This window comes from Streptomyces longhuiensis (assembly GCF_020616555.1).
Lineage (GTDB): Bacteria > Actinomycetota > Actinomycetes > Streptomycetales > Streptomycetaceae > Streptomyces > Streptomyces longhuiensis.
Genome location: NZ_CP085173.1, coordinates 9,625,248 through 9,649,173, shown reverse-complemented (window position 1 = coordinate 9,649,173; position 23,926 = coordinate 9,625,248). Strand labels below are relative to the sequence as shown.

General features: G+C 67.0%; 24 protein-coding genes and 2 pseudogenes. 12 read left to right on the top strand and 14 right to left on the bottom strand.

Going from position 1 to position 23,926, the window contains the following annotated elements; all coding sequences use genetic code 11:
* Positions 1-212: 212 nt before the first annotated feature.
* From LGI35_RS44040 to LGI35_RS44030, 3 genes are read left to right on the top strand one after another with little or no spacing between them, the layout of a single operon-like run.
* Entirely contained in the window at positions 213-731 is a 519-nt protein-coding gene (locus LGI35_RS44040; RefSeq protein ID WP_227300025.1) for a hypothetical protein, read from the top strand.
* Between the two features lie 59 nt (positions 732-790).
* Positions 791-1,381 (top strand): RNA polymerase sigma factor, encoded by a 591-nt coding sequence (locus LGI35_RS44035; protein WP_227300024.1) that lies wholly within the window; start codon positions 791-793, stop codon positions 1,379-1,381.
* The gene (locus LGI35_RS44030; protein ID WP_227300023.1) at positions 1,374-2,120 is read left to right on the top strand and encodes a hypothetical protein; all 747 of its coding nucleotides are present in this window, start codon (positions 1,374-1,376) and stop codon (positions 2,118-2,120) included. Before LGI35_RS44035 ends, LGI35_RS44030 begins: the two co-directional genes overlap by 8 nt.
* Before the next feature lie 194 nt (positions 2,121-2,314).
* On the opposite strand, the pseudogene LGI35_RS46755 reads toward LGI35_RS44030, so the two are convergent.
* Positions 2,315-2,631, bottom strand: a pseudogene (locus LGI35_RS46755) (IS982 family transposase); the annotation flags it as partial.
* Positions 2,632-2,836: 205 nt separating this feature from the next.
* Between LGI35_RS46755 and LGI35_RS44020 the strand changes: the two are divergent.
* Positions 2,837-3,226, top strand: a complete 390-nt coding sequence (locus LGI35_RS44020) for a hypothetical protein (RefSeq protein WP_227300021.1) — start codon at positions 2,837-2,839, stop codon at positions 3,224-3,226.
* Positions 3,227-3,632: 406 nt separating this feature from the next.
* On the opposite strand, the gene aac(6') is transcribed toward LGI35_RS44020, so the two are convergent.
* A complete protein-coding gene (gene aac(6') / locus LGI35_RS44015; protein WP_227300020.1) occupies positions 3,633-4,106 on the bottom strand; it encodes an aminoglycoside 6'-N-acetyltransferase in 474 nt (157 codons plus the stop codon).
* Positions 4,107-4,470: 364 nt separating this feature from the next.
* Between aac(6') and LGI35_RS44010 the strand changes: the two genes are divergently transcribed.
* Entirely contained in the window at positions 4,471-5,232 is a 762-nt protein-coding gene (locus LGI35_RS44010; RefSeq protein ID WP_227300019.1) for an SDR family NAD(P)-dependent oxidoreductase, read from the top strand.
* Positions 5,233-5,616: 384 nt separating this feature from the next.
* On the opposite strand, the gene LGI35_RS44005 is transcribed toward LGI35_RS44010, so the two are convergent.
* The gene (locus LGI35_RS44005; protein WP_227300018.1) at positions 5,617-6,834 is read right to left on the bottom strand and encodes a cytochrome P450; all 1,218 of its coding nucleotides are present in this window, start codon (positions 6,832-6,834) and stop codon (positions 5,617-5,619) included.
* Positions 6,831-7,547: a cyclodityrosine synthase gene (locus LGI35_RS44000; RefSeq protein WP_227300017.1), complete on the bottom strand. Its 717-nt coding sequence runs from the start codon at positions 7,545-7,547 to the stop codon at positions 6,831-6,833. The genes LGI35_RS44005 and LGI35_RS44000 overlap by 4 nt, the downstream gene beginning before the upstream one ends.
* Positions 7,548-8,632: 1,085 nt before the next feature.
* Between LGI35_RS44000 and LGI35_RS43995 the strand changes: the two genes are divergently transcribed.
* Positions 8,633-9,103, top strand: a complete 471-nt coding sequence (locus LGI35_RS43995; protein WP_227300016.1) for a transglycosylase SLT domain-containing protein — start codon at positions 8,633-8,635, stop codon at positions 9,101-9,103.
* A 476-nt stretch (positions 9,104-9,579) separates the two neighbouring features.
* Here LGI35_RS43995 and LGI35_RS46750 read toward each other — a convergent pair whose 3' ends face one another.
* The gene (locus LGI35_RS46750; RefSeq protein WP_351442193.1) at positions 9,580-10,458 is read right to left on the bottom strand and encodes an SDR family NAD(P)-dependent oxidoreductase; all 879 of its coding nucleotides are present in this window, start codon (positions 10,456-10,458) and stop codon (positions 9,580-9,582) included.
* Positions 10,459-11,262: 804 nt separating this feature from the next.
* Between LGI35_RS46750 and LGI35_RS43985 the strand changes: the two genes are divergently transcribed.
* Positions 11,263-12,336: an NAD(+)/NADH kinase gene (locus LGI35_RS43985; protein ID WP_227300014.1), complete on the top strand. Its 1,074-nt coding sequence runs from the start codon at positions 11,263-11,265 to the stop codon at positions 12,334-12,336.
* Here the strand turns inward: LGI35_RS43985 and LGI35_RS43980 are convergent.
* Both LGI35_RS43980 and LGI35_RS43975 read right to left on the bottom strand, forming a co-directional pair.
* On the bottom strand, positions 12,330-12,470 hold the full coding sequence (locus tag LGI35_RS43980; protein ID WP_227300013.1) for a hypothetical protein: 141 nt from the start codon (positions 12,468-12,470) through the stop codon (positions 12,330-12,332). The genes LGI35_RS43985 and LGI35_RS43980 overlap by 7 nt on opposite strands.
* A 61-nt stretch (positions 12,471-12,531) precedes the next feature.
* Complete coding sequence (locus LGI35_RS43975) at positions 12,532-13,248, bottom strand: hypothetical protein (protein ID WP_227300012.1); 717 nt, start codon at positions 13,246-13,248, stop codon at positions 12,532-12,534.
* A gap of 439 nt (positions 13,249-13,687) precedes the next feature.
* Here LGI35_RS43975 and LGI35_RS43970 point away from each other — a divergent pair, with 439 nt between their 5' ends.
* Positions 13,688-14,254 (top strand): dihydrofolate reductase family protein, encoded by a 567-nt coding sequence (locus LGI35_RS43970; RefSeq protein WP_227300011.1) that lies wholly within the window; start codon positions 13,688-13,690, stop codon positions 14,252-14,254.
* 255 nt (positions 14,255-14,509) lie between these two features.
* Positions 14,510-15,169, top strand: a complete 660-nt coding sequence (locus LGI35_RS43965) for an NADPH-dependent FMN reductase (RefSeq protein ID WP_227300010.1) — start codon at positions 14,510-14,512, stop codon at positions 15,167-15,169.
* Positions 15,170-15,466: 297 nt separating this feature from the next.
* Here LGI35_RS43965 and LGI35_RS43960 read toward each other — a convergent pair.
* Together LGI35_RS43960 and LGI35_RS43955 are read right to left on the bottom strand one after the other, a co-directional pair.
* Positions 15,467-15,755: pseudogene (locus tag LGI35_RS43960) on the bottom strand (helix-turn-helix domain-containing protein); the annotation flags it as partial.
* Between the two features lie 268 nt (positions 15,756-16,023).
* Positions 16,024-16,644, bottom strand: coding sequence for a peptidoglycan recognition protein family protein (locus tag LGI35_RS43955; RefSeq protein ID WP_341483487.1), 621 nt, complete (start codon positions 16,642-16,644; stop codon positions 16,024-16,026).
* Positions 16,645-18,287: 1,643 nt separating this feature from the next.
* Here LGI35_RS43955 and LGI35_RS43945 point away from each other — a divergent pair.
* Positions 18,288-19,100, top strand: a complete 813-nt coding sequence (locus LGI35_RS43945; RefSeq protein WP_227300008.1) for a universal stress protein — start codon at positions 18,288-18,290, stop codon at positions 19,098-19,100.
* 127 nt (positions 19,101-19,227) lie between these two features.
* On the opposite strand, the gene LGI35_RS43940 is transcribed toward LGI35_RS43945, so the two are convergent.
* Positions 19,228-19,665, bottom strand: a complete 438-nt coding sequence (locus tag LGI35_RS43940; RefSeq protein WP_227300007.1) for a protein NO VEIN domain-containing protein — start codon at positions 19,663-19,665, stop codon at positions 19,228-19,230.
* Between the two features lie 699 nt (positions 19,666-20,364).
* Here LGI35_RS43940 and LGI35_RS43935 point away from each other — a divergent pair.
* A complete protein-coding gene (locus LGI35_RS43935; RefSeq protein ID WP_227300006.1) occupies positions 20,365-20,577 on the top strand; it encodes a DUF4287 domain-containing protein in 213 nt (70 codons plus the stop codon).
* 213 nt (positions 20,578-20,790) lie between these two features.
* On the opposite strand, the gene LGI35_RS43930 is transcribed toward LGI35_RS43935, so the two are convergent.
* The 3 genes from LGI35_RS43930 to LGI35_RS43920 all read right to left on the bottom strand — a co-directional run bounded on the left by LGI35_RS43930 (position 20,791) and on the right by LGI35_RS43920 (position 21,841).
* Positions 20,791-21,042 carry a hypothetical protein gene (locus LGI35_RS43930; RefSeq protein ID WP_227300005.1) on the bottom strand — a complete coding sequence of 84 codons (252 nt, stop codon included), beginning with the start codon at positions 21,040-21,042 and terminating at the stop codon, positions 20,791-20,793.
* A 311-nt stretch (positions 21,043-21,353) separates the two neighbouring features.
* Entirely contained in the window at positions 21,354-21,668 is a 315-nt protein-coding gene (locus tag LGI35_RS43925) for a GNAT family N-acetyltransferase (RefSeq protein WP_227300763.1), read from the bottom strand.
* Positions 21,584-21,841, bottom strand: a complete 258-nt coding sequence (locus LGI35_RS43920) for a hypothetical protein (protein WP_227300780.1) — start codon at positions 21,839-21,841, stop codon at positions 21,584-21,586. The genes LGI35_RS43925 and LGI35_RS43920 overlap by 85 nt, the downstream gene beginning before the upstream one ends.
* Before the next feature lie 365 nt (positions 21,842-22,206).
* On the opposite strand from LGI35_RS43920, the gene LGI35_RS43915 reads away from it, so the two are divergent.
* Positions 22,207-22,413, top strand: coding sequence for a hypothetical protein (locus tag LGI35_RS43915; RefSeq protein WP_227300004.1), 207 nt, complete (start codon positions 22,207-22,209; stop codon positions 22,411-22,413).
* An 87-nt stretch (positions 22,414-22,500) separates the two neighbouring features.
* On the opposite strand, the gene LGI35_RS43910 is transcribed toward LGI35_RS43915, so the two are convergent.
* Positions 22,501-23,196 carry a hypothetical protein gene (locus LGI35_RS43910; RefSeq protein ID WP_227300003.1) on the bottom strand — a complete coding sequence of 232 codons (696 nt, stop codon included), beginning with the start codon at positions 23,194-23,196 and terminating at the stop codon, positions 22,501-22,503.
* Positions 23,197-23,926 lie beyond the last annotated feature (730 nt).

The window sequence follows — 23,926 nt, the reverse complement described above, 5'->3', positions numbered from 1 at the left end:
ATGAAGTCGGCCCGGCTCCATGGCCGATCATGAACCGTTTGCCAGCCCGTCGCGTATACCTCACGTGAAGCCGGCTCGTCGGCCCGGGCGGACGACCAGCGGCTCCAGCCCAACAATTCCCGTCGGCGTTCACGTCCCCATCGGGAGTCCCACCCGCAGGCACCTGCGGGGCGTTGGTCCTGCCGTCGGCGGTTCCTGGTCAGGAGGTTCCGATGTCTTCCCGTTCCGCCACTGCAACGCCGACAGGGGTTGCGGTCTGCTTCGCGCTACTCAGCGCCGTGGTCCACCTCGTCATCGCTCCTGAGCATCTTGCGGAGACGCTGTACATAGGAATCCTGTTCATCGCCGGCGGGGTGGCGCTGCTCCTGACCGCCGGCGCCCTGGCGCTATGGAACTCCGTAACGGCATGGTGGGCCGGCGCCCTGGTCAGCGGTGGCATGATCCTCGGCTTCGCCCTCTCGCGCACCATCGGGCTGCCCGGCTACCACGAGCAGGGCTGGGACCCGCCGTATGGAGTTTTGTCGATCACCGCTGAAGGCATGTACCTGGTCGCCTTCTTCGCCTGGTATGGCACTCGGTCGGCGCATGCCTCCTCTGCCCGCGTTCCGCAGGAAGGTCCCCGCGGGCAGATGACGTGGCCGCAGGAACCGAAGGTACTGTCCGTCGGCGCCGCCAAGGGGAGGGACCGTCTCGGCCCGTGGATGCGGTGGCGGGATCGGGAGAGAATGTGAGGGTGATCTTCCGTGGCCGCCGGGCAATCCGTGGGCCGGGGCGGAACGTATATCCAGGTATGCAAAGGTTCCGGTTTCCGGTCGGCCGTCTCCCGGACGAGGCTCTGCTGTCCGGGCTGGCAACGGGCGATCCTGAGCTCGCCGCCACGTTTGTGCGGCGGTTTCAGCACACCGTCTTCGGCGTCGCCATCGCAGTCCTCGGTGATCCACAGCTCGCTGAGGACGTCTCCCAGCAGACGTTCGAGCGGGCGTGGCGGCACGCGCAGATCTACGACTCCCGCCGCGGGTCGGTGACGACATGGCTGACGGCCATCGCGCACAACCTCGCCATCGACGTCGCCCGAGCGCGTCGACCTGTGCCCGTGGCCCCTGAGGACCTCGACTCGCTCCTCGACGTCGTGACGGACACCGCTACGCCTGAGCAGCTGGCCCTGGCCGACGAGGCATCAGTGGCCCTGCGTTCCGCCGTGGCGCGGCTGCCGCGCGAACAGGGCCGGGCTCTGGTGATGGCGGGTATCTACGGGATGACGGGCCAGCAGATCGCCGATGTGGAGCAGATCCCGCTGGGTACGGCCAAGACACGGATCAGGACCGCCATGGGAAAGCTGCGGTCCACGCTCGTGTCTCCGAAGCGAGGCGACCATGGGTAATGACGTGACCTGCGAACAGCTGCGGGAGATCGGCGCCGAGCTGGCTCTGGGCGTTCTGCCGGGCCGCCAGCGGGCCGGGGCAGTGGAGCATCTGGACCGCTGCGCGGAGTGCCGGGAGTACGTCGAGCAGCTGACGCTTGTCGGTGACGGTCTGCTTGGTCTGCTGCCGGGCAGCGAGCCGCCGGCCGGGTTCGAAACCCGGGTGGCGCGGCGGCTGCGCCAGGCGGCGGCACATGACGACCGCAGCCGCCTGCACGGCCGGGGGCTCCTCCCGCGCAAGGGGTTCCACAGCCGTGCCCGGATACGGCTCGCGGCCGCCGCGGCCGCGCTCGCGCTGGCCTTCGGGTTCGGCGGCTGGGCCGTCGGAACGGTCCTTTCGAATGAGGCGGCCGCTCCGTCCCGTCCTGCAGAGATCGGCGCCGGAATGCTGCATGCGCAGCTGACCGCGGTAGGGCACGGTCAAGGGCCGGTCGGCGAGATCTACCTCCATCGCGGGCCGCCGACCTGGGTCTATATGTCCGTTGACCTCGCGGACTCCGGCAACATGTACGGCGGGAAGATCTCCTGCGTGCTGGTGCACAAGGACGGCAGCACCGTACGCGTCGGTACCTTCACCCTGCACCACGGTTACGGCTACTGGGGAGCCCCGGTCTCCGTGAACCCGTCAACGCTCTCCGGCGCCCGCCTGACCTCCGCCGACGGCACAGTCCTCGCCACCGCACGCTTCGGGGCAGAGTAGCCGTGGCTGTCGGTGCCGTGCCCAGTACAGCCGCTGGATCCACCGCAGAATGCCGGTCGCGACAGCGCCGCCCGCGGTCATGGTGATCCCGTGCACGAGGCCGGCGCCAGCGGTGCGGAAAAGGGAACGCATCCAGCCAGGCTTGAGTGACGGTTTCTCGGACTGGCCACTAGATGATCTAGTCCAAGGAGCCAGTGATCGTAGGCGATCAGTGAGCGTAGGACGGTTTGTCCGGTGGCGTCGTTGTGCCAGATCGCGGCGGCCAGCGCGAGGATGCGTTGCATGACGTGGGCTATGACACCTCCGGGTGTGCGCCCTCGGTGCCGTTCGAGGTCATGCTGTCCCTTGAAGGTCTCGTCGATCGATTCGATGACCTGTCGCAGCGGCCTGAACAGGGCTGCGCCAGGCCGTTCCCGTTCACCTTTACGGGCAGGCCGCAGCAACTGGACTCCATGCTCGGACAGTTCGCGCTCAAAATCACGGCCGAATAGTTCTTGTCGCCGATGAGAGTCGACCAGTTCGGCATCGCTCAGGCCGGGCGTAATGCCGACCGGCGGGCGTCACGGCGTCAGGTCGGAATGCTCCTTCAGCATGTCGTCGGTCGTCGCATAGAGTGCTGTCGCGAGGGTGTCCACTCGTTCGTCACAAAACGATCTTGGACATCCTCGTTCTCGTCTCCGCAGGCGCCCCTTGGACCACACCACCAGGAGGAACCAGTGTCATACGCGCAACTGCTCACCCCTGAGGAGAAGCTCGCCGACGCGAAGAAGCTGTTGAGCCTCCCGCGCATCGTCGTGATCTGCGGCTCCACCCGCTTCATGACCGAGATGAACGAGGCCGATCTGCGGGAGACCAAAGCCGGAAAGATTGTCGTCAAACCGGGCTGTGACATGAAGTCGCCGCACGAACTTTGGTCCGATCCTGTCGGGGCCGAGGCGCTGAAGGTTCGACTCGACGATCTGCACCGGGCGAAGATCCGGCTCGCTGATGAGGTGCTCGTGGTCGGCGACTACATCGGAGACAGCACCCGAGCCGAAATCGCCTACGCCCGGTCGCTGGGCAAGCCCGTGCGGTTCACGCACCACGAAGTCGACCCTGACGCCTGACCGCCCGTTGCCACCTCGACAACCAGGGCCGGCAGCCCGCCGCCTGACCGTCTCGCGGTGGCTGCGGCCGCCGCCCACCCCACGCCCTCCGCAGACATCCCTTGGACTTGATCATCTAGGGTTGCCTGTAGTGCTGATAGCTCCTCATGTGAGCCTGCCGGTCACGTCACGAGGCGGCTCTCTGTGTGACCAGGGGGCGCCGCCGATTTACCGGGCAGCGACCATCGCCACCAAAACACCGGCAGGCAAGTCGCAGTGGTTCAGGTCGAATTGCCGTGATGTGCGCGGCAGGCACCACAGAAGGCGGGATGAGACAAGGCCGCACGGGCCCTCTTCGTCTTCACGGCCGAGGAACCCACGCAGTCCGCATCACGTCACGCCCCGGAGCGTTCGAGAGGCAATCGCCTCAGGCCAGTTCGTCTGCGAGTAGATCCATCAGCAGGCCGTCCTGCCATGCGCCTGTCCGGTGATCGCGCCCGTAGGCTCGCATGATCCCCACTGGTTTGAACCCGACCTTGCTGTAACAGCGGATCGCCGCGGTGTTGGCCGCGGCGGGATCGATGGTCAGCCGGTGATGGCCGCGTTCCTGTATCAGCCACCGGGCCAGCGTGCGCACTGTGTCGGCACCGAGCCCCTCCCCCTGCCGCCTCGCCGTCAGGAAGATGTCGATACCGGCATGGCGGAACTCGGGATCGGTCTCCTCGTCGAACTGGACGGCGCCGATGACCTGCCCCTCGAAGACGACGGCCAACATGGCCTCATAGTCGTCCGGGGGCGACCACCACGCCGCGACTTCCGGTTCTCGTACGATCCTTTCAAGGATCTCCGTATCGCCCTCGGTCACCCGCCGCAGCACAACCTGGTCCCCATGCAGCTCCATGCCCTCATTCTCTATGAGCAGTGAAGGTCCCTCCTGTCCTTGCCCGGACTCAGTTGCCATAGATGCCCAGGTCAGGGGCAAGCTGTACACGGGCACGGCGCACGCTGCGACCCGACTGCCCTGGTGGAAAGCGTCGTCGCAGAGCAGCTGTACTGTCCATGGATTCAGGTTCGTCGACCAGGAGATTCCCCATGCCGCACCGTCCCGTTGCTCCGCCGGCCGCGCCGATCTGCCGCCGTATGCCGCCTCACGAGCAGCACTTGCACGGACTTGCACGCCGACCGCGAACCGCGAGTCCGCTGTCCGGCTTCAAAGCGGGCGGGCCTGCGGTGCCCCTCGCCGGCGCATGCGCGGCGGTCGCCCGATGAGGGCCGTCCTGGTGACCGGCGGCTCGCGGGGCATCGGCCGGGCCGTCGCGCTGGCGTTCGCCCGTGGCGGTGACCGGGTTGCGGTGCAGTACGCGGGCAACCGCGCGGACGCCGAGGAGACATTGCGGCAACTGCCCGGCGAGAAACACGTGCTGCTGCAGGCCGACCTCGGCGAGCCGGACGCCGCCGAACAGCTCGTCTCTCAGGCGGTTGCCGCCCTGGGATCGGTCGACGTCCTGGTCAACAATGCCGGTGTCGCGCCGACGGAAGCCAACCGCCACCCGGTCTCCGAGACCCCGATCGCGGACTGGCAACGCGTGTGGCGGCGCATGGTCGACGTGAACCTGCTCGCCCCGGCCGACCTGTGCTGGTCCGTTGCCCGACACCTGATCGGCCGTGGAGCAGGGGGCGCCATCGTCAACGTCGGCTCCCGCGGCGCGTTTAAGGGGGAGCCGGACTTCCCGGCCTACGCAACGACCAAGGCCGCCCTGCACGCACTCGGCCAGTCACTGGCTGTCGCACTGGCACCGCACAACATCGCGGTCACCTCCGTGGCGCCCGGGTTCGTGGCCACCGAGCGCCAGGCGGCCAAATTGGCCGGGCCGGAAGGCGAACGCCTGCGTGCGCAGAGCCCGTTCGGCAGGGTCGGCACACCGGACGAAATCGCCGCAACCGTGCACTTCCTGGCCTCGCCCGCGGCGATGTGGGCATCAGGGACCATCGTGGACCTCAACGGCGCGTCCCACCTGCGTACCTGACCACGGGGAGCACACGCTGCGTACTCATTGCGTCGTCACCCATCCCGAGCCGGTGAGGTTCACGAAGCCGATGAACGCCAGAACGCCGATGACGGGAGCGATCGCAGAGACTTCCACGCCGAAGCGTCCCTGATGCCCTGTTACTCGGCACCGGACTGCCCAACCGTCGGCCGACGTGCTGAAGCGGGCGACGGCCGGGGTGAGGCCTGAGCTCCGGGCGCCCTCCGTTGCCGGGGCCGGTGGCTGACCGGCCGCTGTTTGCAAGACGCCCCCGCCGAATGACCGGCGGGGGCGTCGTCGTTGTGTGCGGCCTCGGCCGTGACGGCAAGCGCTACCGTCACGGCGTGGCTTCGTCGTAGGCCGCGATGCCGGTCCTCTGGTTCTCTACCAGAGGACCGGCAGGCGCTCGGGAATACGTTTCATGAAGCCGGTGCGCCACACGAGTTGCTCGATCGGGACGGCGAGATCGAGGTTCGGCATCCGGTCAAGGAGGGTCTCGATCGCGATCTGTGCGTGTCGCTTCCCGAGGGCGGTAGCGGGGCAGTAGTGGCCGCCGCCGCCGAAGCTCAGGTGTGCGTTCGGGTTCGGCCGGTCCAGGCGCACGGTGTGGGGGTCGTCGAACTCGGCGGGGTCATGGTTGGCGGCCTCGACGAGCACCAGGACGAGTTCCCCCTTCTGCACGGTGACGTCTCCGAGCTGCATCGTCTGCTTGGCGATGCGCGGGAGGCCGTCGGCGATGGACAGGTTGATGCGCAGCAGCTCATCCACGGCGGCCGGGATCAGCTGGGGCTCGGCGACAAGCCGGGCCTTGAGGTCGGGGTTCTGGATCAGGGAGACGATCGCCATGGTGAGGAAGCCCATGACACTGATTACGCCGGCGCCAAACATGGTGACGCCGACGGTGGCGAGCATCTCGTCGGTGAGGTGGTCATACGCGGGATCCTCGCGCAGGGCGGCGAGTTCGCCCATGAGGCCGCCGGTGTCGGGGTCGTTGAGGCGCATCACCATGTGGGCCATGTCGCGGTCCCAGTTCATGGCCGCCGCGGGGATCTCGCGGGGGCTGTTCATGAACGCGACGTCAAGGGAGCTGTACAGCGCCGCGGAGTCGGCCTGTGGGATGCCGAGGATGTAGCAGTGCAGGCCGGTCGAGTACGGGACGGTGAAGTCGTACCGCAGATCGGACGGTGCCCCGGCGGACACGAGCCGGTCGACGAGGTGTGCGGCGTGCTCGCGAAGCCAGTCTTCCAGGCCCGGGGCTTTGGGGTTGAGGGCCTTCAACACTGCTTTGCGCAGTCCCGCGCCGGTGATGTTGCCCATGTTGTTGACGACCTCCGGGGGGATCGTCAGTGCGTACTGACGCGGCATCCCGGGCGCGGACGTGTCCTTGAGCGAATACCGGGCATCGTCGAGGACTTGCCTGCACAGCGGATACGAGGAGACGAGCCATGCCTCTGCACCGGCAATTGTGCGGACCTTCTTCACCGGCTCATTGGTGATCAGGTGCGCGATCTCGTCGGGCAGCCGGGTGCCGTTGGCGTCGAACGGAAATTGCGTCAGCTCGTTGTGGGCCACAGGGCATCCGGTGATCGCGGTGGTGGTCATGCGGCGATGTCCTGTTCTTCGGCGGTGGCGGGAGTGATGACGGCGTGGCCCTGGTTGCGGGAGGCGCGCAGGCCCCGGCCGCGGGCGTAGAGCAGCTCTGCGAGGGGAAGCGCCTGGTGGTAGCAGTTGAGCGACGAAGGAACGTCGAGGATGGCCGGGGTGTCCAGGAACAGCGGCACTTCGGCGCACACGTACTTGATGCAGACCTCGCGCTGCCGTTCGGTGGGCGGTTGGCCGTTCAGCTTGTCGGCGAGGAAGCGGGCGGCGAGCTCGTCGCACACCTCACGGAACTCGGGGTCGTCCGCAAGGAGGGCCTCTAGCCGGTTACGGATGGCCTGATAAGCGGGAAGTTCCAGGAGCGCGGACATGGGCCGTCCGCGCAGTCGCTTCCCCTCCGGGTCGAGCGAGGCCACGGCCGCGTTCACCTTGGCGCGGACCCCACGGAGGTTCTTCACCGCCTTGCGCTGTGCTTCAACCGGGCTGTAGTCGAGGGCCTCGAACATTTCGGCTACGTGCAGGTCCGTCCAGATCAGATCGACCTGCCGGAACTGGCCAAGGCCCCAGACGGCAAGGTCGAGCACGCGAGCGTGGGTGAAGTAGCCGTTTCCGGATGAGATGCCGATGACGGCGTGTTCGCCTTCGTCGTGGATGACGCGGCAGTGAGGTGTGTAAGGGCGTACGGCGAAGGTTTCGGTGCGTGTTGCAGTCGTCAACGCTGTTGTTGTCCCTTGGCGTTGCTAGTCCCGGCAGGGCCCTATGCCCTGGGTGTGGCAACGCGTTCACAACGCTAGTCGAGGTCTGCCCTGGTGATCCAGAGTTACCGGACAGTCACAGGATGAACAGTGGATTGCGGCGTCTTGTGTGGGAGTGCACCAACTCCGGCACGCACGGCGAGTCCGTGGGGTTCCGGTAGCCGTCATCGCAGGGGCTGTCTGGGCACGGACAGCCGGATATGCGATCCACAACCGCGCGTCCCCTTCGAGTGCAATGTCGCGGGCGGCCACCAGGGCGCCCGGTCGCTGGACTGAGGCGCGACGGAGCGGACGGCCGCGACCGCAGTCGCGGGATCGGGGGCGTCCCGGCTCCTGCCCTCTGCGTCAGTAACGGATCGCGGCCCTCCGGCTCGGCAGACGGGGATCGCGCATGACTGGCGGTCGCGGTGTGGCGCGACAGGCGGCGCCAGGCGCCCGCGGCCCCGCAGCTCGCGAGAACGGCCCCGCCTCCCGCGGTGCTGTACGCCGACAGCAGGGAAGACCACGAGGGCTTCGATCCGGACCGGTACGTGCCGACCTCCAGGGAGGCATTCGCCCGGTGGCGCGCAGCCATCGCCAGGTAGGCGCTTGCCTGCAAAGACGCCCCCACGGCTTCCGCTGACACTTCGGGGATTTCTTGGCTCGTCAGCAGGAGACGCGTTCAGGAGGCCCTCACTCGCCAGGCCAGGCTTCCCTGCGGGCGAGCGTCGATAATCCGCGGACCCACCCCACTGGGCCGCGAATGCGGAATGTGTCCCTGTTATTACCGTGAGCGAATTAGACGCCTTCAATATGACGCAGACCACATGATCTACGTCACTCTTGCCCTCCTTTAGGGCATTTGCCGCGTGGTGTGGGCCATATGGCCTGCGTCACTATGAAGTCGAATAGTAGACCGACACCGCGTGTAACGCGGGCTTGACGGCGCCTCCGGGTCATTTTGAGTATCCACTACTAAACCCCATCGTAAGAGCAGGTCATTGACCTGGGATTCCTCCTTGATTAAAAATTCTTGGCATCACCCCCGACGGAACAGGAATTACTGCATGCAGTTCACCGCGATGTCCAAGAAGTTCGCGCACATGACCAAGGCCAAGAAGATCTCCCTGGGCATGGTCGCCGCCGGCGCCGCCGTGATGGCCGGCACCGTCGTCAGCGCCCCGGCCGCCTCGGCCGCCACCCCGGCCCAGTCCAGCGGCGGCAACGTCGACACCTGGATCAAGGAGTCGCTGAAGGTCATGCACGCCCAGGGCATCCCGGGCACCTACGAGGGCATCCACCGCAACCTGATGCGCGAGTCCACCGGCAACCCCAACGCCATCAACAACTGGGACTCCAACGCCATGAAGGGCATCCCCTCCAAGGGCCTGATGCAGGTCATCGACCCGACCTTCAATGCGTACCACGTCGCGGGCACCTCGCAGAACATCTACGACCCGGTCGCCAACATCACCGCCTCCGCCAACTACGCCGCGCACCGCTACGGCTCGATCGACAACGTCAACTCGGCGTACTGATCGGGCCCGACGCGACACCCCGGATACGCGGCCGATAGCGGACGTCAAGCCCCCGCACCGCGCCGACCTGACGAAGCACTGCAGGCCGCGTCCCTTGCGACCGGCCTGCCCACGACAGCCGATCCCCCAGCGCCCCACGCGGCATGCCCCCGACCCCGGGGCGCCCCCACGCCGTGGCTGCGGTCGAGACGGCGTCAATCAGCACCACGCATACGCCCACGCACCCGGACCCGGACCCGGACCCGGACCCGCGAGGATGGTCCCAACGCTGAGCTCGGCTCGCTCACAGCGTTGTCGTGCTCCCCGTACCGACGGGTTCCTCGAGGGCGTCGGTGGCGCGCTGCTCGTCGTCACGCCCGCCGCGATCGGCACCGCGTACGTATGGGGATGCCCGTGTACAGCTTGCCCCCTCATCTGCCCATCTATAGCGACGGAGTCCGGGCAAGGACAGCAGGTCCCAAGAGGACCATGTCTGGTCACCTCGTGGCGATGCGCGCCGCAGGAGACCGAGGTCGCGTGGCAACTCTTGCACTCCGGCTGAACCTCCGAGCATGCTCGGCGCCCACCGGGCTCCGCGCCTCAAGGCGAGGTCGAGGTATGACCCGAGCTGCCCATGAGGGTTGACTCGACGAGCGGATCCTCCTGCACTCCAGCGGACCACAGAAGTTGCGTTCTTCTTGTCCCGCCGGGCGTCTGGCTCCGTGCCTCGGGTGGAAAGGGCAACGCGACATGGCACTCTCACGGCCCGGCCCCAGGCGCGCCGTTCTTACGGCCAGAGCTCTCGCCACAGCTTGATAGCCCGTTCCGCACCTGCGTGTTGAACCGGCCTTCCCCACATCCCTCTTCACCGCCCCGGCCTCAGCACAGGTCCTGAACCATGCGCCGCAACGGCGAGACAAGGTCGGTGAACCGGCCGGCTCGACCATGGTGACGTGGATGTCCAGAGGGCCGAGCTCCTCGGCCAGCTCCGCGGTCAGGTTCTGCACGGCGCTCTTGGAGGAGCAGTACCCGGCCATGGCGGGCAGGCTGACGTGGCCACCCAAGGAGCCGATGTTGATGATGTGTCCGCAACCGCGTTTCCCGCATCTGCGGGAGGACGTCCTGGACCACCTGGGCTCTACCTGCCCCCTCACGTCGGTCTCGAACTGATCCCGCACCTGATCGGCGCTGGCCTCTTCGATAACGCCGAGCCGCCCTTGGCCGGCAGCGTTGACGACCACATCTACAGCACCGAAGCGCTCGATGCTCTCCTTGACTGCCCGCTCGATGCTGGCAGCGTCGGTGACGTCGAGACGCGCGAAAGGGACGTCGTTGAGATCGGCCAACTTCGGGATGGCCTTGACGGTGTCACGCATAGTGGCCACGACGTTCCAACCGGGTGCGTCGTAGTCGAAGGTGAGCGTTTCACCATGCCCGTCGAGGCGCCAGCGATGAGGACTGTCTTGCTCATGATGAGTTCTTCTCTCATGTGGTGCGCACGCAGCGCATTGACTGCAGGACGTACACCCCCTCGGCTCGCGGCCGTCGCTTGACCGGGAACGCCACGACAAGCAATCGCCTTGAGTAAAGATCCATCACTCTCAGCAGCAGCGCTTCCCAGCCCTCCGGCGTCCGGCCCGGCACTGATGCCAGATCCTCGAGCAACGCGCCGCCACGCTCACAACCGCATGCGTGGTCTTCGCCCGTCGACACGCCGCCTCAGCCGGACCAGCGGAACGATCAGCTACCGCGTGGGCAGGCGTATGAGCATCCCCGCCGCCGACTTCGTCATGGAAACCGGTCTGCCCACGCCGGCTGTTGCAATGCCGCAAAGCCTGGGGCGCCGCCTTGCACCCGGCATCATCTGCATCCTCCTCACGTCACGTAGCGGCGTCGTGTTCACCCTGTCGACTCAGCAACAGGTCAGGTCCTGGCGGTGGACGAGATCGCGTCCACTACCGCGACTGCCAGCGCAGCCGCTGGGCATGCGATTGCCGAACGTCTGGCCGCCGGTTCCCGCTGGAGAACGCGGAGCCGCCTCGATGAGTCCATCCTGGGATGGGGTGATGCGGACATGGACCGGACGGCCCAGACCCTCAGAGGCAGTGCACGGGCCCTTCTGCGCGCCATCGCTACGACCTGATGACCGACCCGTCCTGGAGGCAGAGGTGGAGGAAGCGATGAGGATGAGCAGACTCGGCCTGGTCGTGCACACCGGGCGCCCGGAAGCCAGGGAGGCGGCCCGTGCGGTGCGGGCATGGTGTGCACATCACGCCGTGCAGTGCACGGACATCGATGTGTGGCACGACGGTGACCGACACAGCGCCAGCCGGGAGGTAGAAGCCGCAGGGAACCCCGACCTCATCGTCACCCTGGGCGGCGACGGCACCTTCCTGCGCGGCGCCCGGGTGGCCGCCGAGAACAACGCACTCGTCCTGGGCGTCGATCTGGGACGGGTGGGCTTCCTGACGGAGGTACCGTCCTCCGGCGTGCCTGCCGCACTCGATGCGGTGCGCGAGGGCCGGCTCAGGATCGACACCCGCATGCTCCTCGCCCTGCGCGCCTCCTGCCGCCTGAAAGTGCCGGCCGACCTGGAAGCATGGGTGCGCTACGGCCGCGGGCCGCTTCTGCCACCACCCCAGGTGCGCGCCAACTGCCAGGCCGACGACGAGTGGGGCATCCCGCTGGACGTCACCGCGCTCAACGATGTCGTCCTGGAGAAGCTCTCCCGGGACCGCCAGGTATCAGTCGGCGTCTATATCTGCGGCAGGCTCTTGGCGTCCTACTCCGCCGACGCACTGCTGGTAGCCACGCCGACCGGCTCGACCGCTTACAGCTTCGCTGCCGGCGGCCCCGTGGTCTCTCCCCGCGCCGAGGCCCTCGTCTTCACGCCCGTCGCCCCGCACATGGCCTTCGACCGATCGGTAGTCACGGCCCCCGACGAACCCGTCGTCCTGCGCATCCTGGAACGCTCAGGCCCGGCCGCAATCAGCATCGACGGCCAGCTCCGAGGCGTGCTGGACCCGGGAGACTGGATCGGCGTGTACGCGGCCCCCCACCGACTGCGAGCTGTGCGGCTGGGACCGATGGACTTCTACGGCCGTCTTCGCGAGCGGATGAACCTGACCGACGCCCCGGCCGCAGTCGCCGACGGAACCCCCGCACCCCTGTGGTCGCTGAACACACCCGCGCCTGAAGACCTCGCCCATCTGGCCCTGCCGGAGGCGCCGGACGGCCTTTCCTCCATTCAGTGACCGAACTGGCCGACGACGGCATCATCCGACACTTGCGGAAGGTCTACCGGGGCACTGTCATCGCGAACGTCGGTTTCGACCAGCAGCAGGAAGACGCCATCATCGCCGAGAACCTGGCGGATCTGGTCGCCCATGGGCAGCCAGCCCTTCATCGCCAACACCGACTGCCTGTCCGGTTCGCCTCGAACGCGACGCTCACCGATCCGAAGACGGACCTCGACCACGGTCCGGATGACGCAGGGTGCGCTCGCGCAGACGCCCGCGATTCAGCCAGCGTCCGGCCATGGTCTGACCGTCCGAGGTGGTCGCGATGTTCACGATCCCCAGATCGATCCCCAGGAACTGGGTGACACGGGTGCTGAGTTCGGCCTCGGGGACCTCGCGGGTGACGGTCAGGAACCACATCCCGTCGCGGTACAGCAGGTCGGACTCGCCCTTGCGGTACAGGGCCAGACGGGCCAAGTGTTCGGGGGCGGCGGTGAACGCCACGTTCTTCATCCGGCCCGACAGGGTCCAGATCGACACCGTGTGCTCTGCGTCCCGCCAGGACAGCATCCGGTCGTGGTAGGGCTGGGCACCCTCCAAGCGGAGGGCGATCGGTTTCTCGACTGCCCGCCGGTAGCGCTTGAAGGAGGCCTTACCGAGATTCCCGGCCCTCAGGTTCGCCCTCAACGTGCGGTAGGCATCGCAGGTCTTCTTGCTGACGTGCTGGGCCGCTTGAGCGCCGAGCCCCCACCGGTCCTTGACCTTGGTGTAGGTGTGCTCACGCAGGGCGAAGTTGCGCTTGATGTCCTTCTCGAACGCCACGGACGACACCCAGGTCGCGGCCTGATTGCAGGCATGCAGGGTTTCCTCAAGTGCCGCCGCCTGCACGGGCGTCGGCAGGAGTTTCACCTGCACGGTCAACTTCACGACCGTGACGCTACCTGCCGCCTGACGTGCCGGCATTCGAACCGTGCACATTCCTCACCAGGCACCGCGGCCCAATTTCTTGCGTGCGCCGCGCCCGTTGCCGCGGCGATGCTCCGCATCACCGTCACCGGATGCGATTCCTCCCGGGGGTGAATCCCTGGGGTTCCTCGCAAGAGCACGCTGAAACCGCCCGCTCCGGCGGGACGCTCACGGGCTGATCTCAGCAGGAAATGCCACCGAGAGGAGGCCGAACAGTCCGGGTTCACCCCGTCCTCCTCGCGAGGGCGAGGTCGGGATCAGGCGGCTTGCCTGAGTCGGTCGAGTACACCACGCTGAGCCCCGAGGACGAGGACTATCGGCGCGCCCAGATCGCGCACCGATGAGTTTCCCGCGCCGCGCTGGTCCATACGCCGGACACTCACGGACGGAAGGCTTGGTCATGCGGAAACTGATCTACGGCATGAACCTGACCCTGGACGGCTACATCGCCGCGGCCGGCGACGACATCGGCTGGAGCGGACCGCCGAGCGACGAGCTGTTCCAGTGGTGGCTCGACCACGAGCAGGAAAGTAGCCTGTCGCTGTATGGGCGCAAGCTGTGGGAGGCGATGAGTTCCTACTGGCCGACCGGCGACCAGCAGCCACGAGCCACCGCGGCGGAGATCGAGTTCGCGCGGAACTGGCGGGACACGCCGAAGGTGGTGTTCTCCTCGACGATCGACAAGGTCGACTGGAACACCCGCCTGGTCACCGGCGACGCGATCGCCGAGATCACCCGGCTCAAGGCCGAGGACGGCGGCCCAATGAACATCGGCGGCGCAACGCTCGCCGGGGCGGCAATGCGCGCCGGGCTGATCGACGAGTACGCGATCGCCGCCCATCCGGTCCTGGTGGGCGGCGGCACGCCGTTCTTCACCGCGCTGGGCAACTGGGTGAACCTGAACCTGGTGGATACGCGGACGTTTCCCGGCGGCGTGGTCCTGACCAGGTACGAGACGAGGCGCTGAGCAGCAGCGCCCACGCGCTAGTTGTACTGCCCTGGGGCGTTGTTTGCGCAGCTGATGGGGCTTTGCCTTTGAGTGCGGTGTGGCTTCAATGGTGGTTGCACCGTTACCGACACCATCGTTGCGCGCCGGTGGCAGCGTGCCTGGCGCGGCCACCTGTGGCACCGCTCAGGAACCGCAGAGTGTCGTCTGGTGCGGACGGCCGGGGTGGGGAAAACTGACTGTCGGGGACAACCACCGGGCGAAAGAGGCCGCAGGATGACCATGGACCCTCAGCCGGCACCCGTGCGGGTCCTGGTATTCGGCGCTGCACTGCGCGCCGGGTCCACCAACGCGCAGCTGGCCTCCCTGGCGTCGAACATGATCGTCGAGACCGGTGCCGAGGTTGACCTGGCCAGGATGCGGGATTTCGACATGCCGCTGTACGACGGGGATCTGGAGGATTCCGAAGGGCTGCCCGCCGGCGCGTTGGCCCTGTGCGAAAGGATCAAACGCTGCGATGCGTTTGTGATCTCGTCGCCCGAGTACAACGCCTCCGTTCCAGGATTGCTGAAGAACGCCATCGACTGGGTCTCCCGAGTGCGGCCACAGCCGTTCAAGACCAAGCACGCGCTGCTGGTCTCGTCCTCCCCCTCGATGATCGGCGGCAACCGTGGCCTGTGGGCGCTGCGGGTCCCGCTGGAACACTTGGGGACACGGGTCTACCCCGACATGTTCAGCCTGCCCCGCGCGTACGAGGCTTTCACCGAGGACGGCCGCCTCTCCCACCCCGGCTCCGACGAGCGGCTCGCCGATACCATCTGCGGATTCATGCGCCTGGTACGCGCCGACGTGGAGTTCGTGTGCCTGCAGCGTCGCTGGTACGAGTTCCCCGGCGATCGCACCGACGCCCCGGTCACCCACCGGAGCGAGGACTGACCCGCGTTTGCTGACCAGCCATTCGGAAGCATCGCCCTGCTGGACATAGCCCCCCGGCAAGAGGCGAACGCGAAGCGGAGTGACAGCGAGCCTGCCTATTTGCGGGCACCTCGGCTGGCGGCCACTCGTCGTCGGCTGATGCGGTAGCGCGATATCTATGACGCCGTCGCCTTGGAACAACTCCGAGGTCAGCTGAGCGGTATCGGCGGTTCCCTCGAGTTCGATCAGGCCACGGGCGGCGGGGTCCGTCCGCCCATGGAGCCGCTCGACCTTGACCTGAAGGATGCGGAAACCCCTAGCGCGGAACGCGGCGATGTCAGCGGGCGTGCGGAATCTGGCTGTCGAGGGTGGAGAGGTGGAGCCATGCTCGGCCAGGAGGGGCTGGACTTGGTGAACGGTTCTGGTGAGTGTGCTGCGGTTGGCTCCGAAGAGCTGGGCGAGTAAGTCTCTGGGGGCCGATTTTGCGCAGATAGAGCGCGGTCGCCTGGACTCTGTCGGCGGTGGTCAGCTGGCCCTTGGCCCCTTCACCGCGAACACGGATGCACTCACCTCCTCGAGGCTCAGGCCGCCCGTGCTCACGCAACTCCTATAGTTTGCAGCCCAGTTGGCAAATCCCGGGTCGGCTCTTCGCCTCCTGCGATATAGCTCTGTCCTTCGACGAATTCGCTGAACCGGGCCGTAGGCAGCATGAAGGGGACCTACCAGATCCAAAGGAGAGCCGTGAACCTGCTCCCCGCAGTCACCACCACTCACGTCCTGGAACGCCCAGTCGCATCATCCCTGATCGATCCGCGAGACCAGGGCAGCCCCCACGCCCGGCGGTCAACTACTGCGCTGATGGAGGGTCCGCAAAGTCACCGGCGGGCGGCACCGACGGGTGTCCGTGCAGACCTGCCCTGGAGATCGGCGGCGAGCCGGCGGATCGCAGGGAGTCGGGCGAACAACGCCTCCCCGGGGCAGTCGGTGGCAAAGCCGTCGCGGTGGCCGGAGATCACGTTGAATACGGCCGAAGTTCCCTTGGCGTAACGGCTCTTGTCATTCGTGGACGTCAGCCGCACCTTGCTGGTGGGGTCGACGCCGCGCAAGCCGAGTTTCCAGGCGGCGAGGGCCGCGATCCCGCGTTCCATGGCCGCCGGCACCGGAGTCCCTCGTCCGAAGGTGCCAATCGCCGCGATCCCCACGGTGCCCTGGTTGAACCCGATGGCGTGGGAGCCGATGACGGCGCGGTCGGTACCACCGGCGCGCCCTTCGTAGATGTTGCCGCACTTGTCGATGAGGAAGTTGTAGCCGAGGTCTCCCCAATTCCGGTCACGGGTCTGGCCCGTGTACAGATTGCGCAAGGTACGCGGGACATCCGCGCACCTGTAGTCGTTGGGGGTGTCGGTGTGGTGGATGAAGATCGCCGCAACCCCTTGCGCGTAGTGGGCATGGGGGTCGCGCTTGGTCTCGTCTGCCCGCCACTGCGAACGCGGCACGATGACGGGTCGATGTGCTGTGTAAGGAAATAGCACGGGCGCCGCTCCGAGGGATGGGAAGGTCCGAGCGGAAGCGTCAGCCGGCTCCGTAACCGCTTCGGCCCGCCACGCCGATGGCTTCGTCCCACTGATGGCGGCGGCCTTCGTCATGCCGGCCGGTGCCGCCACGAGAGGAACTGCCATGGGGACCGTGACCCACAGTGCTATTCGATGCAGACGCACAGGAAAACCTTCTTTGTCTCCCCGACAGGACGGATGGAGCACGTACGCCCAACAGCTTTGCGCGCGAAGATTCGCTGCGCGCGCCGGGTTACGGCAGTCAGGCGAGCCCTACGACGCTCAGCCAAGGGTTCCCGAACCATGGCGCCCCTGGTGTCACCCAGTGGAGCCCCCGGACCGGGACAGGCCGCAGCACTCTCGCGCCCCTTGTCCGACGTGGCCGCTCAGATGCGACATTCGGTGCTGCCGCTGCTGGATTTCCAAGGCCGCCCCGCGGGGTCGTGCAGCTGCGCAGCCTGGCTGCCGTGCCGGTCCGGGCGGCAACAGGCGCCGCTGCGGCTACAGGACCTGGAGACCCCGGTGTCGCAGTGCACGCTCGCCGCACCGGACGAGCTGCCGCCGCCGTCCTGGAGCGCCTCGGCTCCGGGGGCGGGCTGCCCTTCCTGGTCATGGACGGCGGCCTCCTCGGCAGGATCATCAGCGCGCACGATATTCAACCGTTCTACCAGCGGAATGCGCCGGACGGGAGGGCTCAGCGGCGCCTCCCGGCGGCGGTGGCGGCAACCGCCCTGGTATCGATGTGTAGCTGTCACGCACCCCGGAGAAGCTGGTCGCGGCGCGATGCGGTCGTGCCTCCTGGCCGGCTAGGCCGGCGTCGGCTCTATGCCAGGTCCCCTGGTGCCGGGCGGTTCGCCCCGCACCCACCGCCGGCCCCGCTCTGGCCCGGCCGCAAGTCAGCGTCCTGGCCGATGCCGAGGCACGGCCGGCAACACCAACCAGGACTGGACCTGGTCGGGAAGCAAGCTCATCGTGCAATGACCCCGCGTTGAGCGGCCCCTCCTGAGTGGCCGGTGGCTCAGGCGCACGAGAGCGCCTGAGCCGCCGGAGAACTGTTCGGTTGCTGACCGAGAAGCCGGCGGCCCCGCGCAGCCGCCCGATGCCGCTGGCCCCTGCCCCAGAACAGTTCGAGGACCTCGCCGACCTCGTCGTCCGCGACCAAGGCCGGCGGCGGCCGGGCCTCGCCGATCGGCTCGGCGGTCTAGGTGGAAGACGTAGAAGGCCTGCAGCACGGTCTCTCAGTGCGCCCGCGTCGTTGCCGCGTACATCAGCCGCGGCCTCGCCCACCCGTTCACCGGATTCGGCACCCCAGCCGACGAGCCCGTCGCAACCGCGCTTCGGAGCCGGCGCCTCGTCGTCACCAGCACACCCGCACGGGCTTCGGAACGATCGCCGTCCAGCGGGCGAAATCCCGAGCCTCAGCCCGGATCGAAGTCGCCCGACTATAGGCCGTGGGCCCTCGGTGTCAGGATGTGGCCGGGCCCGGGTGAGGGCCATCGTGCGGTACATAGGGGCGCGCAAGAATTGCAGCGACATGCCGATGGGGCAAGGCTGAGAATCCACAGCCTGAAGTGGAGCAGCCGGCTATGGGCAGTCTGGTCGTTGTCGGGGTGGATGGCTCGTCGATGAGTTTCACCGCCGTGGAAGCAGCCGCCACAGCAGCAGCACGGCGCGGTGCGGCGTTGCGTGTGGTGCATGCCGAGGTTCCGGTCAAGCCGAGGCTCTTGGTGCCGGACCCGGCTTCCAGGACGCTGGTTCACGAAGCTGCGGCCCACGCCCTTGTCGTGGCGCCTGAGATCGTGGTGACCACGGCCGTGGTGACAGGTGACGTGGTGCACGTGCTGGAAGCCGAGTCCCAGGCTGCGGACCTGATCGTCGTCGGCTCCAGAGGTATGGGGCGCATCACGGGCCTGCTGCTGGGATCCACACCGGTGTCCTTGGCCGCCCGCAGCCATTGTCCGGTGATGACGGTCCGCGAAAAGCACCGGACATCCGCTGCCGCAGGGCCTGTGGTACTGGGAGTCGACGGCTCACCAGACAGTGACGAGGCCGTCAACATCGCCTTTGCTGAAGCCGCGCAGCGACAGGCTGAGCTCCTGGCTGTTCATGCATGGCAGCCGGACAAGGCCTCGCCCGACAAGTACCCCGAGTCTGTGGAGCAATTGCTGGCTCAGGCGATTGCCGGCCGCACGGACGCCCATCCGGACATCGCCGTCAGACGCGACCTGGTGGACGGCAAAGCGCCTGAGGTACTGGTCGAGGCGAGCAAGGCAGCGCAGCTACTGATTGTCGGCGCCCGTGGGCGCAGCGGCATTGCCGGACTGCTCCTGGGGTCGGTGAGCCAGGCCGTGATGAATCGCGCACACTGCCCCGTAGTCACCGTTCGCAGGACGACGTGAGCAGCCCAAGACCTGACTCTCTGCAGTCACTCCACACAGCGGGCTCTGTGGAAGCCTGGCGCGGCGGGGCAGGTGACCGGGCGTCAAGCCCTTTGGCTTGTCTTCCAACTACTGGGCCCCGCGGGGGTCAGCTGGTGGTGTCGGGGAGCCGGTATTCGTACTTGCGGGGACTGAGGTCCTCTTCGGCAGGCTCCCAGTCGGTGAAGAGGGTGACTTTGTTGCCGCTGGCGGTGTAGGGGTCGGTGCGGGTGTTGCCTTTGATGTCGCTGACGACGTAGAGGTCGACGGTGTTGTCCATGTCTCTGGCGTGCAGGACTTCGTTGATCGTCAGCTCTACGCTCGTCGCGGCTCCCCTGGTGCCTTTGACTTCGACATGACGTTCCTCCGTGCCGCGGGTGCAGCGTTGGTCGTAGGGCTTGCCCAGTCTCTCGACCGTCCAGCCGTCTTTCTCGTAGCGGGCAGCCGCGTGGTTCTCGGCGTGCAGTGCGATGGCTTTGCGCTTCTTGGGGTCGGAGACGTAGCCAGCGCCCCACCCCCGCCCGATGGAATTCCGACCGGCAGCCAAGCCGAGGCTCCACTCCCACCCTCTTCGTCCGGTCGGGGACAGTCAGGGCGAGCGTCGCGATCATTGCCGTACGCCGTGGTACCGAACGTCTCTCGAAGGGCCTTCATACCCCGGGGCTGTGATGTTCCATCACGAGATTGAGCTGCGGGCCGACGCTCCACTGGTGGCTGTGGGCGACTTTGAATCGGGCCGCGGCCAGAGCGGGCCGGGGACGCGTCGTCGACACAGCGGACAGCCTCGCAGCGCAGGAACATCATGCTCACGTCCTGGCATCTCGGCATCCAGGCAAGCAGCCGATACCGGCCTGCTGCCTGAGCCAGGTGAGGGCGGGCAGGGGGCCTTCGGCTCCGGGTTGGGCCGGAGACGCTCCGCGCGATCGAACGAGGCGCTCGTGATCTAGCACACACTGTTCGGACCGATGACTTTGCCGGTTCCCGTCGGTCAGATAAGCGACAACACCACGTGAGGAGGGCTCGTACATGCCCCAGACGCTCAGGGCATCCCAGCGCGTCGCTTCGCGGCCTCCGCCCCCTCCGTCCTGGGCCTTCACCGCCGGCGCGGGCCCCGGCCTGCTACGGCTCACCGCGGTGACGACCAGCCTGGCCACCGCCCCGGCGAACCGTTAACCACCGCCCGACAGCCGCTCCGATGACATCATCGGCACCATCAAGATCAGCCCGACAGGAAACGAGGACGCCCATGGCCACCGAAGTGAAGGGACCTGCCAGCTACTTCCCCTCCATCGAGAAGAAGTACAGCCGCCCGATCGCCGAATGGAAGGAACTCATCCGCGCCTCCCCCCTCAGCAAGCACATGGAGCTCGTCAACTGGCTCAAGTCCGAGCACCGTTTGGGCCACGGCCACGCCAACGCCCTCGTCGCCCACACCGTCGCCGAGGACGCCGGCAAGTAGCCAGGAAGTATCGATTCGACCGATACGACGAAAGGCTCTCCGTGCGGGGTGAAGGTGAACGAATCCCGGAACAAGCCGCCGCCGTGGCGAACGGCGAGCAGTAACGGCTGCTCGTGCGCGGGGGGCCAGCCGTCGCCGGGACCGGGCTCAGTGCCGTTCCACAGGTGGAAGACCACCCATGGGCAGCCCGGGGTCGTCGGTGATGTAGCCCAGTTATTTGCTGTACAGCGGACTGCTGCCGCCGAACAGCACCGAGGGCGGCCCGAACCGGTCAATCACGTCGGCCCAGGTGCAGTCCTTGCCCGCCCAGTCACGCGCCTGGCCGACCATAGCCTGGCATGCCTCGGGGGCCAGGGTGCGGTTCGGCCTGAGCCAGCCACGCGTCTGCGTGAACTCCGCGTACACCGACGCCATCCCACAGCTGTATTTCGGCTTCGGAATCAGGTCCCGGAAGGCCCCGGTCACCCCGGTCGCGGTCCATGTCCCGCGCGCTTCCCACGATCGCTGCAGCCGTCCGAACGCCTACGCCTCCTGTTCAGCCATGAGCAGATGACCCATCAGCATACGTAGGAAAATCTCGCCCCGAACATCTCTGGCCCGCTCAAAGCCGCGTTCAGTCGCTCGACCAGACACGCGTGAATCACTTCGACCGAGGCCAGCCCGCGGGAATCACCAGAGTCGCCCATCCCTACAGTTTCCTCCACCACCGACCTGCGGCAAACAACCCGCCTGCAGATGCATTCACTCGGCCAAGCAGGCACCACCACCGACAGAGCTCAGGTTGTGAGGTTCCGCTCGAACCAGTGGTGCGCGTACTGCTCGGAGTTGAATGCCTCGACCTCGACAAACCCCGCAGTCTCGTAAAGGCGTCTGGCCTCCGCGAGCGAGCGGTTCGTCTCCAGCCTGAGCGTCTGCATCCCTCGGATGATCGCCTCTTCTGCCAGACGCTCGAGGATGCGGCGGCCCAGGCCGAGGCCGCGAACGTCCGAGGATGCCCACATCCTCTTCACCTCTGCGATCCTTGTTTCGGGGTGAAGCTTGAGCGCCCCGCACCCGACCGGGAGCCCTGCACGTTCGCCACCAGAAGCAATCCGTCGGGCAGCGTCATCTCCTCGTCGCTCGCAGAAAGGCTCTGGGCGGGGTCGAAGCCGGAATCGAATCGTCGTCCCAACTCCTCGAAGTAGGAGCGCAGGCAATACCGGGCGTCAGGATCGCGGGGGTCCGTGATCGCAATACGCACCTGGGAGGCCAGCAACAGCCACACGAGTCCCGATGCGGCATTTCAACTTGCAGCCATCCCTCCACATCACCAGCACGCGACGCCGGTGGAGCAAGGGGCCGAGGTACGGCGAAACAGCACAGGGGCCGCCAACGCATAGCGCGCCAGCAGGACTTGGGCTGGTCAGCCTGTGCGGCACGCCGGGCGGGGTGGATCCGGCGATCTAGACACCTACGCCTATTGCATGCTGAAGCGTCAGATCACCTTAAAAAAGGTTCCATTGGGGCTATCCTCTCGTCGCACGGGCCTGAACCGCCCGAAACCTCCATGAGGCAGAGAGGGGGGTCCAGGTGCTTGTCGTCCATGGAGCGTTTGCCACGGCCGTCGTACGGGACAGGACAGGAGAGCCGGTGGTCCTGCTCTCCGGCGAGCTTCCCGAACCGCTCACACCCGCCAGCCTGGACGACCTGATGAATCTGGCCGCCGCGGTGCTGGACACACAGGAACTGGAACTGTTTCGCAAGTGCCTGGCCGCACTGCGATACGGGGAGAAAATCCAGGAACGCCGGATCGAGGTGAACGGCGCCGTCCTGGCGGTCTACCGGGACCCTGGGTAACGAACGGTAACGAACGGCCCTGTCTCACTTTTCAACGGCCTCCAGGCCGCGACCGGAAGGGTTCGTGTCGCGGCGCCTGGCATGTCATTAGCTGGTCCAGGGCAGGCGGATGGCTTCGATCGTGAGGTCCGCTAGCAGCGCCTCAACAAGCGGGCGGGGGCCGCAGACCTTGGTGCCCCAGAGGTCGTAGTCGGTATAGACGACCCAGGAGCGGTCTGCGGCCCACAGGTTGGATGGGGTGTAAAGGACGTCAGGGTTGTCGAAGAGGGACTGGGCGTCGCCCAGGCGGCCGGAGCGGACATGCCCCTTCTCGAAGTCCCGCGTGATGATCGGGTTGTAGTACGCCAGGCAGACGGTGTCTGCTCCCTGAGGGCTGTGCACGGTAAGGAACTGGATCAGCTGGTCCCATGTCGGCCTGTCGAGACTGCCTTCGGCCGGCCATTCGATGGAGCCGGGCCGGACGCCCGCCTCTTTCGCAGAGGGGAAGCAGCGGAAACAGGGGTACAGGCCCTGCGGCACGACCTGATCACCGATGCGGGCGGCCAGCTGTGCCCAGCGCAGCCGCTCCCAACCCGGGCCAGGGTGCTCATCCCGGCTCTGGCTGTCGTTGACCGAATCGTCCGCGGTTCCCCCACGCTCGTACATGCCGCCGAGCACCCAGGCGGCGTCGGGCCGCCTGGGTGCCTCGTAACCGGTGAGGCCGTCGTCCTGGGCGAGCTCGGCGAGCCAGTCGGTCTCGGAGGCGGGCGCGAGGGGCCACAGGGCGAGAAGGTCATCGGGCATCCAGCCAGGCTACGAGCCCCGGTTGCGACCCGGTGAACCTTCCCGGCCACAGCACCAGTCGCGGACGAAGAACGTAGCGCGCGCTGGGCGGGTACGGTGCCGTGGCCATGAAGGACACACTCGTGGCACGTTTCACCGCACACCCTGTGCACTTGCGGCGACCCTCGCTCGCCTGGGACCGGGGCAAAGAGCTTGCCCACAGGCGCAGTTGAAGACCGAGGCGGGGCTTACGGTCTGCTTCGTTGGCCAGCACTGCCCCTGGCGGCACGGCACCAAAGACGACACCAACGGCGCGCTGTGCTGCGGCAGTGCTTCGCCAGGGAAACGGGCCTTCCCGCTAGAGCGCCGGGGACATCGAAGCCGTCGCCGCAGCCGTGAGCAGTAGAGGCTGGAAGGTCCTGGGGTGGAGGGCACCTGCCGAAACCGTCGACGAGCAGTTGTTCTTGGCCGAGAGGTCTCGTGTTGCGGCGGCCGGTCGGGGTCGGCCGGTTCGACTCCTGGGCGTTCAGCGAACGCTCCCAAGCATCAGGGCTGGTCCCCTCCATGGGCACGATCGACGACTGCTGCGACATCGCCGTGATCGAGTTCTTCTGGGGCCGGATGCAGACCGGGCTCCCATACCTTCCGCAGGTGGCGACCTGCCTCGGACTCGCAGACACGATCTTCGAGTGCCTGGAGATCTTCTTCGACCGTACGTGCCGCCGCCGTGCACTCGGCCTACTCACCCGGC

What these genes read in the sequence shown, in the direction of transcription:
- LGI35_RS43910 (WP_227300003.1), bottom strand. Translation starts at nt 23,196, where the DNA reads ATGCCCGATGACCTTCTCGCCCTGTGGCCCCTCGCGCCCGCCTCCGAG.
- LGI35_RS43945 (WP_227300008.1), top strand. Translation starts at nt 18,288, where the DNA reads ATGGGCAGTCTGGTCGTTGTCGGGGTGGATGGCTCGTCGATGAGTTTC.
- LGI35_RS43965 (WP_227300010.1), top strand. Translation starts at nt 14,510, where the DNA reads ATGACCATGGACCCTCAGCCGGCACCCGTGCGGGTCCTGGTATTCGGC.
- LGI35_RS43980 (WP_227300013.1), bottom strand. Translation starts at nt 12,470, where the DNA reads ATGGGCGACCAGATCCGCCAGGTTCTCGGCGATGATGGCGTCTTCCTG.
- LGI35_RS43970 (WP_227300011.1), top strand. Translation starts at nt 13,688, where the DNA reads ATGCGGAAACTGATCTACGGCATGAACCTGACCCTGGACGGCTACATC.
- LGI35_RS46750 (WP_351442193.1), bottom strand. Translation starts at nt 10,458, where the DNA reads ATGCGTGACACCGTCAAGGCCATCCCGAAGTTGGCCGATCTCAACGAC.
- LGI35_RS43985 (WP_227300014.1), top strand. Translation starts at nt 11,263, where the DNA reads ATGAGGATGAGCAGACTCGGCCTGGTCGTGCACACCGGGCGCCCGGAA.
- LGI35_RS44005 (WP_227300018.1), bottom strand. Translation starts at nt 6,834, where the DNA reads ATGACCACCACCGCGATCACCGGATGCCCTGTGGCCCACAACGAGCTG.
- LGI35_RS44010 (WP_227300019.1), top strand. Translation starts at nt 4,471, where the DNA reads ATGAGGGCCGTCCTGGTGACCGGCGGCTCGCGGGGCATCGGCCGGGCC.
- LGI35_RS43995 (WP_227300016.1), top strand. Translation starts at nt 8,633, where the DNA reads ATGCAGTTCACCGCGATGTCCAAGAAGTTCGCGCACATGACCAAGGCC.
- LGI35_RS44040 (WP_227300025.1), top strand. Translation starts at nt 213, where the DNA reads ATGTCTTCCCGTTCCGCCACTGCAACGCCGACAGGGGTTGCGGTCTGC.
- LGI35_RS43935 (WP_227300006.1), top strand. Translation starts at nt 20,365, where the DNA reads ATGGCCACCGAAGTGAAGGGACCTGCCAGCTACTTCCCCTCCATCGAG.
- LGI35_RS44035 (WP_227300024.1), top strand. Translation starts at nt 791, where the DNA reads ATGCAAAGGTTCCGGTTTCCGGTCGGCCGTCTCCCGGACGAGGCTCTG.
- LGI35_RS44030 (WP_227300023.1), top strand. Translation starts at nt 1,374, where the DNA reads ATGGGTAATGACGTGACCTGCGAACAGCTGCGGGAGATCGGCGCCGAG.